We start from the raw sequence: 12200 nt of genomic DNA, 5'->3' as shown, positions 1-12200 counted from the left end.
ACAAAAAACCTTGCTTAATCTCTCGTCTTGTATTGAGCGTCAACGTCGTTTAGTACATCTAATACAAACTCGCTAAGATCTTCTGGGCAGTTACCCTCAGAAATCGTGTTGAGGGCTTCGTTTAGCCACCTCCCTTTTTTATCTGGGCTCACATCAAGGTCCATCCAATCCTCTAACTCCCCACACGGTACGAGGTATACACCGTGCTCGCTCGCATCTTCGATCACGTTCTTGATTATCTCTTTGTGTTTCTCAGGCATATTTTCCACACCATCTTTCAATGTGGATATCTCGTCCTGTATCTGTGCGTAATCTGTGATTATTGGCTGTACCTCGTTATACTCCGCACCGCCCAGCATACCTCGAATTAAATCCGTCAAGTCTCGGTGAGGGTTGAGAATGTCTAAATCAACTATAGCCGCCACCGGTATCTGGGCATCCGTTGCTGCTCGAGCAATCTTATCAAGAGAAGATAGACCTAGTCCGTCAACGAACTGGATATCTGACTCATCGTGCTTTATTCGTGCAACGGCTTCGTATACTGCTCTATCAGAACCCCCTTCACAGACAACTATTCCGGTATGGAACGCGGATTCAAGTACTCTCTGGCTTCTTAGAAGCGGGTCAGTAGCGATTCGCTCAGCAGCGTCCAGGCCAATTTGATTGAACTGAGTATGATCTCCGGTTCGGTTCAATCGATGAATTGAGACGTTAGTTGGTGATTCCAGAACCCCGTTAAGGAAATTTGCGTTATGAGTGGACATTACAATTTGTTCTGTCGTTTCACACCCGACCTCGGCGATCCACTCACCTAAGCGCCGAGCCTGTGAGGGATGAAGAAATGCAGCTGGTTCGTCAAGAAGTAGTAACCGTGATTTCGAGACCAACAGACTTCCGACTACACCAGCAAAACTCAAGTAACCATCCCCAGCCTCATCAATCGGAGAAAACCCATTTTCTTCGATGAATTCGCCAAGTTCACGTGGATGTGAGGGGGGACTTTCGTCACACTGTCCAACTTGGATCCGGATACTGCCTTGGTCACTGTAGTCGATTACTGGTGAAACTCCGAAGACGTCCTTAAATATCTCTCTAAATTTCGAATACGATTCATCTGAGCGATACAGCATGGAGAGTGTCATGTTTTTAGGATTTCTACGAGTTTGATCAGCGCCGACTGATGACTCTGTAGCAAGTTGAAGGCGAGACGATGCGTCCAGAAAGGTCACGAGTGCTGGTGATAGAGTATCGAAGACCTCCCGAGATGATGTAGAGAGATTGTCGTTCAACCACCCTCGCCACTTCTCTGACTCAACGCTCACTGTGCGGCCAGCTTGACCACTCACAACTATTCTATCGCGCTCTTTGACATAGTGTAGACCACGTAATATCGGCCGGAAATCACCAGAGTGAAAAGAAAGAGAGCCAAATATTGTTGGATTTTTGTCTCTTAGTATGATGTTACGGATATCACGCAAAGTCTGTGTCTTCCCCGCGTTGTTTGGGCCGACTAGAACTGTGGTGTCCGCCAATCGGAGACTGTGGTCAAAGGACTCAGTTGTACGTTCACGATATAGTTTCTCTACAATCATTTACGGATGAAAACCCAAAGAACGTCAAGGTGATTAAAAATGTCTGTTACTCTCTTCTGTACTATATCTAAAAGAAATTTGAACACCGTCTGTGACTGAGTTATCAACATAAAGTTTAATTCATTTACATGAATTAAAAGGTACTCAGTAAAGTCAGAGACGGTACAGACTTGAACTGATGGACAGCGTTACGTATTCGGGAAATGCCGACGTTTTTGATTGTCAGCTAAAAAACTGGACGGGGCTCTGGTCCCAACCTGTACAAATCTTGGACTAGGTATGTCGTCAATTCAGTCCCGAGCCGAAAAGTAATACACTTTGATATGTTTGTGTTGTATCCAGTCTACGAACTAATTTTAAACTGCTCTATCTTTTGTTCTATCAACTTCCCCACTCCCTTGGCTCCGATTGCTTCTGCAGAGATGGACGAGAGTTCGTGACTCAGTGCTTTCGCCACCTTCTCAACGAGATCATTGTCGTCGATGAAATCGGCATCATCACGTTCGTAGGCGACCTTGGCGAAGGCTTGGACCGCGGCCTCACGGCGGAGGTCCTTACGGTCGAACAATCGATTAGCTATGTATTGGCGGGTCAGTATTTTCTCGGTTGGCCCGTATCCATCGTCCTCGGTTCGGGTGAAGTCAGCCATGAACCAGAGTCGTGCGAAGGCCGGTGCGTAGAGGTCTTCGGTCGATTTCGTGAACTTCTCTCGAAGTGATGTGATCGAAGTAGTTCCCTTCATCGGCCATCGGAATCGGACGTAGTCAGGACGCCAGACGACCGCCAAGTAGTGCCAAATTCCCGGGTCGCCAGCTGCTCTGCGAGGAACGTCGATAAATTTTCTCACGGCAGGTGCGACGGCAGCGTCCAAGTCCGAGCGATCCGACTCGAATCGGTGGCGGCCTTCGTTCATGACGTAGTCAAGCACTTGACCTAACGAGTCGAGATCTGCTTCGTAGTCAGTTTTCTCTACGAAGGGTTGGACCTCGCTACTGTCGTACGTGATATCGTCTTGGATGAACTCGTCTGTTACTAGGTTCCCTTCGCCACCAGTGGTGAGTCTGTAGAGTGTCTCCATCGTCAGATCATCTCCAATAGTCGTTTAATATCGTTGTATGGTTGCTGTCGCTGCTGGTAGATTGCCTCTACCTCGTTGATGGTCGTGGAGATTGCTTCGATGCCCAACGAACTCTCGAACTCGTCGACTGTACCGTCGGTAAAGTAGTGCCCACAGAGGTCGGTCAAGAGTGTCTCTTGCCAGTCGTACTCGATTCCCCCTTTGATGACTGCGTGCGTAGCTGCTTTGATCGTGAACTGCGTCAACATAGAGACAGCAAGATGATTTAGTGCGACACGTCCGATGAGTCCCTGTTTGGTCGGTCTCTCGATCGCGTTGATGGCTGCAACGACAGTCGGGTACGCCTCGTTGAGATACAGTTTTGGTTTAGCAGCATCGGTGACGTCTACGTGCCACTCAGCACCTGGCTTACCAGGGTTGTCGTCTCCGTTGAAGTCTGCGGGGATGACGGGGAGGTCACCGCTGAGCGACAACCGTGGCGGGTCGAGATACAGATCGACGTACGGGCCGTGAGCGAGCATCCGCCCACTCTGTCTACCGTACTCGTCGTCGTCCGGTCGGTAGTCATTCCGAATCAGGAGTGGTTCAAACTCGACACGACCACGGTAGGATTCTCTCTCTATTACGATGGTTCCGCTGTAAGTTCCTTGCTCAAGATCGTCAGTTTCGATGGGTTCGATAAATCGTCCGTGTGTCTGTGGAGCGTATCCAGCTACGACTAGTGCGCCCTCGACTTCGTTTGGTGGAAATACGTAGCTTAGTGTCTCGTCTGTGACTGACAATTCGACGTCGAACTCGGCAGTGTTCCACTCTTCATCGTGTTCGAATAGTGGGAACTCTGACGGGTCTTTCGGGAGTTCTTGTTCGTCACCGTCCAGACGTAGTTCGGTCGCCTCGAATCCGAGTGACTCACCGTCGTGATTGTATGGATAAGCGTCCTGATGGTATTGGTGAGTTGTCACGTTCTCGCCCCTCCAAGATTGGTCTCGATAGTGAAATTGAGCCGTGCTCTACCTTCTCCGACCGCATCGATACTTGCTGTCGAGACCGACATTGCATCGAATTCGACGGCGTCCTTTCCACCGGGGACTCGAACCATTGTCTCGTTGTTTTCCACAGACAAATTTGCGCCTGTTTCAGGGTCTGTTCCGGAAATGTTGTCCAACGCAACGGTCTCGATTACGTTGTTGGAAGAATCGAGTACAGCGAATTCCACCGTCAATCCCCAGTCGTCCTCCAAGGACTCTGTTAGCTCTAAAGTCCCCGTACTACGGTACTTGTCACCGATGTGATTGAGGTTGGATCTGACACGTTCTATAGTTCGACTACCACCACCCCCACCACCGCGGCTTCGACCTCGGTTCGGTCCTCCTGAGAAGTAGGGGAACCGCCGTCCGACGTCCCCGAGCATTTCACTGTCGTCGGAGCCGGCGGAGGTGAGAAGCTCCGTCAACCGTGCTGGTAGAGTGTCTTTGAACAGTGTATTGATCTCGCTGCTACCCCCTGAATAGTTATGTTCCAGTTTGCTGACTTCTTTCTCCCAAGTATCGTGGGCTTTCGGCTCAGCCTTACGGAAGAAGTCCTCGACCACGAGATCCGAATCAGGAATATCGTCGTCGTCAGCATCAAACGGATGTCGAGCTTTCCCTGCGAGGAGGATCGCCTGAAAGTGCTGAGTAGTGGACCGGGCGATGTGGTCGTACTTCCGGTATTTGACCACGTGGCGCGCGCCACGGAACAACGCAATCTGGTTCGGCATGCTGTTGGGTCGTGATTCGTGGCTTCGAACTACGAGAGTGACCTCTGCATCCGTCGACGACTTTCCATCCTTGTGTGCGGGCACTGTCAGTGGGATGTTGATCGCGGCTACGTCAGGTGCAGCACCGAGTGTTTCACTCGCCGAGTCCCGCTGTTGGTACGCTTCGATGAACGCCTCCAGGTCCTTGTTCGTTGTTGGGTCGATAGCCGAGGGTGAGCTATCGTCGGGTGCTTGGATAGAAATATCGAGACCATCCTCGAGAATTAGTGGCCAGTAGTACATGACTGCCAGATCTTCGATCCGCTCTATCACCTTCTGGGGAGAGCGACGGCTGCGACTAGGCTCTCGGAATCCCACGACGATTGCCGTGGTCCCGGTAGCATCAGCTCTAGCCCGACTTTCGTCTATGTGTAAGGCGTCCGCAGCTATGTCTGCTGCAGTAGGCCCCTCTATCGATACTGCTCTGCGGTCCTGAGTGCCGCTATTACCAATCCATCCGTCTCCGTGATATTCTTTCCCTCCGTATTCGTGGAATGGCAGATCGATTCGGCCCACGAATCGTGGTACATCTGTGTCAGACCATCCCTCAGGCGTCGTCAGAAACATGGCAGTCTTGATTCCGGAGAAACCCCACAGTACAGACGCACCGACACCGTGAACTCCGCCTTCTGATTCGTCTTTCGTAGATCGGCCAAAATCTTGAATCAGAGACGCGTAGTTAGTGTCGTCAGAAAATTCGTCCCCTGTCAACCCGGTCGTATTCTTGTCTTCGACCATCAGAAGTGGAAGTGTACCCTTCTCTATCCGGTCGACCATGTTCTGTACACCAATCTCGTCGTCGTTTTCCGCGACGGCCTCTAGGTGATCTCGGAACTTCGTGTCCCAGTTAATTGCGTCTAAGAACTCGTCGAGACGAGATCCTTCGAGTTGATCGAAGCGGTAGAGGAGTTCGGGCGTCAACCCATCTTGGGCTTCGTCAGCACTATTTTGGGCTGTTTCACGGACGAACTGTTCGAGTCGTTGGTCGAGCGCGATGTCGGTGAGTGCAGTGCCCAGCCTGCGTTCTCCCTGTTCACGCTTGTGGAAGTATGTCTCCAAATTCACAGACGATGCCGAACCGTGACCATCAGTGATATTATAATTAACTGATGAGTCGAATGGATATTGGAACCGCGCTAGTTTGGCCAATACCTCAATCTCAATTCCCCGGAAGGATTATTAGGATAAACTGACACTTGACTAATCATCGTGAGCGGAAGTCAGATCGATGCCGAAGAAGAATTCGTCCACAAACTGTACGGTGAGGACTATCTCTACCAGATTCCCAAGTTCCAACGTCCATTCTCGTGGACGGAGGAGAACTTCGTAGACCTCGTTGACGACTTGACCGACGCCTACGAATCGAACAGTCTGGCACACGGCGATTTATTGAATAGCGACCAGAAACTCGACAAGTCCCGAACGAAGGCCTACGAACCGTATTTCCTAGGGAGTATCATCTTGAACCGGGGCGGATCGACTGGAGACCGCTTTGACGTCATCGACGGCCAGCAGCGACTCACTTCGGTGGCAATCTTACTCTGTGTCCTCAGGGACCGTCTTGATCACGAAGGGTGGTCGACTTCTCTCGACCGTTTCGTCCAAGAAGAAGAGGACTTCGCGAAGGGGCAGGAAGGTTCCGTTAGACTCCGTATCCGAGACCGAGACCAAGCTTTCTTCGAGGAGAACGTCCTGGAACGCAAAGCGACACTTGACCCTGCCGATCCAGCCAACGGCGACACCGAACCGCAGCAGAACATTCTACAGGCAGTCTCTACCTTCGACGAACGGCTCGAACAGTGGGCCAGTCGTGGGAACGACCTCACCTCGTTAGCGGCGTTCATCCCGCAGCGAGTCGTGATGGTCCGAATAATGACGGATTCACTGAGCTCTGCGTTCCGTCTGTTCAACGTCACGAACGCACGTGGGATGCCCCTCAACAACGCAGACCTCCTGAAGAGCGAAAACCTCAGTCAGATCCCCGAGACCCACCGCGACGAGTACCAGCGAAAGTGGGAAGATATGGAAGAGGAGGTCGGGAACGAGGGGCTCGAACGGTTCATCGGGTACATGCGGCACATCCTCGTCAAGAACAAGTCTCAGAAGTCTATCTACGACGAATTTAGCGAAGTCTTCACGAAAAAGCCAGACTACCGCGGCCGTGACTTCGTCGACGAGCTCGAACAAGTCTTCGACGTCCATCGGAAGCGAGTGTACGACGCCAAACTAGACGCCGACGACGAACACAAGAACGTCTACTACGCCAACCTGGTCTCGGTCATGCGCGACTTCTACCCGTCGGACGAGTGGGTCGTGGCGTTGATAGAGTTCGACAAGACGTTCGACGACGAGGGCCTACTCTACGACTTCGTCTGTCGCCTCGAACGTCGGCTCACGGTCGACTGGTTGACCGGCTCGTCGAGCAGTGACCGATACTCACGCGTGTACAGTATCCTCAAAGCCATAGAATCGGCCGACGGTCCGCGGGAGGTCTTGAGGTCGGACTATCTCACAGGGGACTTGCGAGCCGAGAAAGAGGACTTCGAGGAATCGTTGGACCTACGCAACTTCTATCGGAAGGGGAACTACCAGTGGCCGAAGTACATCTTGATGCGTCTCAACTTGGAGCGGTACGACAACCGGAACGTCAAGGTCCAGTACGGGAACAACATCAACGTAGAGCACATCCTCCCACAGAAGCCGAGTAGTGGTTATTGGACCCAGCGTTTCAGTGACGAGTTGGAACGCGAGAAGTGGACGAACCGTCTCGGAAATCTAGTCCTCTTGGACGGGCGCAAGAACTACAAGGCGAGCAACCGGCCGTTCCCGAGAAAGTACAGAGAGTACTTCGAGAAGAAGAGCGACTTCGCGATAACGAACGAGTTGTCCGAGTTCGACAGTTGGACGCCGAGTCTACTCAAAGAGAGACACGAGAATCTGATCGACGAGTGTCTCGAACTGTGGATCGATTCGGCTGCCGAGACCGAGACGAACGTGGTATAAGTGAGTAATAGGATGATGCGCACGATGCTTTCCGGAGGATTTCCTAGATGAGTTCTAATCTCGCAGCAGTCGATCTCTTCTGTGGTGTCGGGGGACTGACTCACGGGCTGGAGCAAGCTGGCATCCCCGTCGCCGCCGGCGTCGAGATAAACCCCGACTGTAGGTACCCCTACGAAGCGAACAACGACGCCGAGTTCGTCAAGGCCGACGTCTCGGATATCGACTCGTCCGACGTCGAGTCACTCTTTCCCGACGATTCTACCAAGATACTCGCTGGCTGTGCACCCTGTCAGCCATTCTCTAATCTCAACAATGGACGGGACACGTCGCAGACCTCCGAGTACAGTCTCCTCCAGAGCTTCGGGGAGTTGGTGGAGGATATACAGCCTGCTATCGTCACGATGGAGAACGTCGCCGAGGTCCGAAACGAACCGGTCTACTCGGACTTCGTGAACACGCTGTTCAGAGAGGGGTACCAACTCTGGTTCGACAAAGTGAGTTGCCCTGACTATGGCATCCCACAACGCCGTAACCGGATCGTCTTACTAGCCTCGAAGCTCGGAGACGTCCCTTTGATCGACCCGACCCACGACCCCGCCGACTATCCCACTGTTCGCGAGGTGATCGGTAACCTACCACCGATCGAAGCTGGAGAGTATTCGAACGAAGACCACTTACACAAATCCCGTACACTGGAAGAGCAGAACCTAGAGCGGATCGGACAGTCACTACCCGGTGGGACGTGGAGAGACTGGGACCCCGATATCAGGCTCGATTGCCATCGAAAAGAGAGTGGCCGCTCTTTCGACTCTGTATACGGGCGGATGGAGTGGGACGCGCCTGCTCCGACGATGACGACACAGTACTACAACTACGGTAGCGGTCGATTCGGGCATCCTGAGCAGGATCGTGCCATCTCGCTCAGAGAAGGAGCGATGCTCCAGACGTTCCCCGAGGATTACGCCTTCGTCGAAGAAGGAGGCGACGTAGAGTTCAAGACGATCGGGAAGATGGTCGGGAACGCGGTACCAGTCCGCCTCGGCGAGGTAATCGGTCGGAGTATCGTTGACCACATGGAGGAACACGATGTCGCAGCTTGAGCCAGAATCTACAGAGTCGGAGAGTGATTCCCCGTACAAGATGTCTCTCAGCCTCAACGTGTTGAACCACCTAGGGCTGAACCTTTATAGCAACGTTCCTGCAGTACTGTCTGAAGCAGTCGCTAACGCGTGGGACGCCGACGCCGAGAACGTTGACGTGGACATCTACCCCGACGAAGAGAAGATCGTGATCGTTGACGACGGGCAGGGGATGGACGCCGAAGACGTGAACGAGCGGTACCTCCGTGTCGGATATCGAAGACGCCGAGATGACGAACGCTCGAACCGCACACCGATACACGACCGGCCTGTGATGGGTCGCAAGGGCATCGGGAAACTCTCCCTCCTGTCCGTAGCCGAGACTGTTGACGTGTACACGGCCAAAGATGGCGATCATAATGGCTTCAGGATGCAACTGAGCGAGATCCAGCGAGCCATCGGTGAAGAAGAGTCATCTTCTGGAGTCCAACAGCAACAGTACGTCCCGACACCACTAGACGACTTCCCGGACGAATTCACCGAAGGGACGAAGATCGTCCTCACCGACCTCACGAAGCGGGTTCACACCACCGAACACGCACTTCGGAAACGGCTCGCACGACGGTTCAGTATTCTCGGGACCGAGTACGACTTCACCGTGAGGATCAACGGCGAAGAGGTTACTGCGACGGATCGCGACTACTTCCACAAAGTTCAGTTCCTGTGGACGTTCGAAGACCACCACTATCGAGATCTCTGTCGTGATTCCAAGCTTGAAGCCCACGAGGAACGAGAGGGTAAGACCCCTGACGGATACAAGGTGTCCGGATGGATCGGAACCGTAGAGAAACCGAGTGACTTAGTTGAGGACTATCCGGGCCACGACACCGAAGCCGACGACCTGAACAAGATCTCTTTGATGGTCCGAGGGCGGATGGCCAAGCCAGACCTCTTGGAGAGTGTGAACGACAGTCGAATGTTCTCCAAATACCTCGTCGGTGAGATCCACGCCGACTTTCTTGATTACGACGACCAGGAAGATATCGCGACTTCGAATCGTGAGGACGTCGTCAAGGAAGATCCACGATATCAGGAACTCCTTGACTTCCTCCGCATCCAATTGAGCCACATCGCCGGGAAGTGGAACGACCTGCGTAACCAGCAGGCCTCCAGAGAAGCACGTCAAATTGGAATCGTCGACATGTGGTACGAGAGTCTCGCACCAGAACAGCGTGAGCGGGCTCAGAGTCTCTTGGGGAAGATTAGCCGGATGTCGGTGAAAGACGAGTCTGACCGGAGAGAACTCTTCAAGTACGGCATCTTGGCCTTCGAGAATCTGAAGTACCAAGAGAAGATCGACAGTATCGGCGACTTGACCGAGGCCGACGGACGGACGATCTCTCGCACACTCTCTGATTTAGACGACGTAGAGTCCTCTCAGCACCAGCAGATGGTCTCTCATCGGAAGGAAGTCGTAGACGCGTTCTTATGCCGAGTCGAAGAGAAGGGCGTAGACGACAAGACGTTCGTGCACTTGAGAGAGCACCCGTGGTTGCTGAACCCTGCCTGGGAACAGTCACCGGTTGACGAGGAGTTGCAGAAGACGGTCGAGAATTACCTATCCGAAGCAGGTCACTTCGACGGAGACGACGTCGACGAGTCGAGTATTCGGTGTGTTCGCGCAGCGTCTGGGTACACGTTGGTCGCGCTCCGTCACCCGACCGAACCCGCGAACTCTGGGCTCCACGATTTGGTCGATACGTTCGAGGATGCTCTCGAACACGGACTCGAAGAAGAGGGGTACGATACTCAGTTCGCAGACGTCGTCTTCGTGGTCCCCGACACCGAGACGTGGAGTGAGTTGGAAGGTCTCCTGAAGAAACGAGGAGTCGTCGTCAAGAAGTACGAAGACCTCCTGAGAGAGACGTCCCGAGTATACCAGTCCCGAACTTCGAACGACTCCCGGAATGGCCGTGTCTCGAGGCTCCTCGACCAGATTGACGACGGAGACGTGTTCGACTGACTTCTCTCGTGTTGCTGAACTTTTTGTACCAGAGCGTGACCAACGACCAGTATCGTGGACGAACTACACGCCGAACAGTTCCGTGTCGAGATCCTCGAATGGAGTGAAGACAACGTTCGTCGATATCCGTGGTGTGACCCCGAAGCCTCTCTCTACGGAGTCTTTGTCGCTGAGTTCTTCCTCAATAGAGCCCTGCCAAGACTGTCGTCTGGTGCCCCCCGAGTTTCTCATACAGTACGTCTCTAGAAGCAACTCACAGGTCTTTGTCTCTTTGTGATTTCGACACAGGCCAATACTGAAATCGGACTCGTCAACCGACCCCTCGTGTGTCGATATCCGGAGACGAACGCTTTATCTGTTCCGTCGAACTTCCATCCAATAGCAACATGAACGTATCCGCCGTTGACCTGTTCTGTGGTGCCGGAGGTCTCACGAACGGCCTTGAGACTGCAGGTGTAACGGTGGAGGCCGGTTTCGATATTGACGCGGATTGTCGGTACGCCTACAATGAAAACAACGAGGCCAACTTCGTACCCGCTGACTTAGCCGAAATCTCGAAGGAGAACCCCAAAAAAATAGCTGAGTGGTTGGACGATGATGCCGATGCGACACTTGTCGCTGGGTGTCCTCCCTGCCAGCCTTTCTCATCACTTAACCACGGCTCCGAGAGCGAAGACCACGAGATGTACGAGATGCTCTCCGAGTTCGGTGAGATCGTCGCCGCGATCGAACCAGATTTCGTGGTGATGGAGAACGTCTACGAACTTCGCCACGAAGTGGTGTACGAAGACTTCGAAGAGCTGCTGGAATCGATGGGCTACCTGTTGAACCCAGATTGGAACAAGCGGGTATTCTGTCCAGAGTACGGTATCCCGCAGACACGCCGGCGATGGGTGGTAACCGCGTCGAAGCGGGGTCCGTTCAACTTCTCCCCCAGAATTCACAACCGACCAAGTCAGTTTGAGTCTGTCAAGGAGCGAATCGACGACCTTCCTGCAATCGAAGCTGGTGATTCCCATCCCGAAGACTGGCTTCACACTGCTCGGTCACTCGACGACATCAACCTCAGACGAATCGAACAATCTGTTCCTGGGGGTACCTGGGAAGACTGGGACGAGGAGCTACTACTCGACTGCCACCTCGACGAGAGTGGACGTTCGTTCGGTTCCGTATACGGCCGGATGCGACCCGACGAGCCAGCACCCACTATCACGACACAGTTCTACAATTTGGGAAGTGGTAGATTTGGACACTACGATACAGACCAGAACCGGGCCATCTCGCTACGGGAGGGTGCGATGATTCAAACGTTCCCTCGTGACTACGAGTTCGCCGAAAAATTCGAAGATATCGGTATTACAAAACTTGGTCGGATGATCGGAAACGCAGTACCTCCCGCACTCGGTGAGATCATTGGACGGCGCCTGTTGGAACACCTACGGGGGGAGAAGAAACAGGCGGCGTTAGGTGACTACGTCGACTGAATAACCGCTCTGTTATTCGGTGGATATCTGTGGTTTAGAAACTCGTACGCCTGAGGGTCTACTTGTAGGCACCCAAACGAGGACACACGATGTCGAAATAGTCGTACTCGTACGGGATTGGAACACAGATTGGCGACTCTCGA

General features: G+C 53.1%; 8 protein-coding genes. 4 read left to right on the top strand and 4 right to left on the bottom strand.

Annotated features, from left to right (window positions below; genetic code table 11):
- Positions 1-14: 14 nt before the first annotated feature.
- The 4 genes from C5B90_RS14175 to C5B90_RS14155 all read right to left on the bottom strand — a co-directional run bounded on the left by C5B90_RS14175 (position 15) and on the right by C5B90_RS14155 (position 5533).
- Positions 15-1142: an AAA family ATPase gene (locus C5B90_RS14175; protein WP_342764727.1), complete on the bottom strand. Its 1128-nt coding sequence runs from the start codon at positions 1140-1142 to the stop codon at positions 15-17.
- A 793-nt stretch (positions 1143-1935) separates the two neighbouring features.
- The gene (locus C5B90_RS14170) at positions 1936-2670 is read right to left on the bottom strand and encodes a DUF6339 family protein (protein WP_115882372.1); all 735 of its coding nucleotides are present in this window, start codon (positions 2668-2670) and stop codon (positions 1936-1938) included.
- Between the two features lie 2 nt (positions 2671-2672).
- The gene (locus tag C5B90_RS20395) at positions 2673-3632 is read right to left on the bottom strand and encodes a hypothetical protein (protein ID WP_148708234.1); all 960 of its coding nucleotides are present in this window, start codon (positions 3630-3632) and stop codon (positions 2673-2675) included.
- Entirely contained in the window at positions 3629-5533 is a 1905-nt protein-coding gene (locus tag C5B90_RS14155; RefSeq protein ID WP_115882366.1) for a hypothetical protein, read from the bottom strand. Before C5B90_RS14155 ends, C5B90_RS20395 begins: the two co-directional genes overlap by 4 nt.
- 144 nt (positions 5534-5677) lie before the next feature.
- Between C5B90_RS14155 and C5B90_RS14150 the strand changes: the two genes are divergently transcribed.
- From C5B90_RS14150 to C5B90_RS14135, 4 genes are all read left to right on the top strand, one after another.
- Positions 5678-7471: a DUF262 domain-containing protein gene (locus C5B90_RS14150; RefSeq protein ID WP_115882364.1), complete on the top strand. Its 1794-nt coding sequence runs from the start codon at positions 5678-5680 to the stop codon at positions 7469-7471.
- Positions 7472-7518: 47 nt separating this feature from the next.
- Positions 7519-8571 (top strand): DNA cytosine methyltransferase, encoded by a 1053-nt coding sequence (locus C5B90_RS14145; RefSeq protein WP_115882363.1) that lies wholly within the window; start codon positions 7519-7521, stop codon positions 8569-8571.
- A complete protein-coding gene (locus C5B90_RS14140; protein ID WP_115882361.1) occupies positions 8558-10573 on the top strand; it encodes an ATP-binding protein in 2016 nt (671 codons plus the stop codon). The genes C5B90_RS14145 and C5B90_RS14140 overlap by 14 nt, the downstream gene beginning before the upstream one ends.
- Positions 10574-10959: 386 nt before the next feature.
- The gene (locus tag C5B90_RS14135; protein ID WP_115882359.1) at positions 10960-12057 is read left to right on the top strand and encodes a DNA cytosine methyltransferase; all 1098 of its coding nucleotides are present in this window, start codon (positions 10960-10962) and stop codon (positions 12055-12057) included.
- Positions 12058-12200 lie beyond the last annotated feature (143 nt).

The sequence above is a fragment of the Haloferax sp. Atlit-12N genome, from assembly GCF_003383095.1.
Classification (GTDB): Archaea; Halobacteriota; Halobacteria; order Halobacteriales; family Haloferacaceae; genus Haloferax.
Note: the sequence above shows the minus strand (reverse complement) of the source record. Positions and strands in the feature narration are given on the sequence as shown.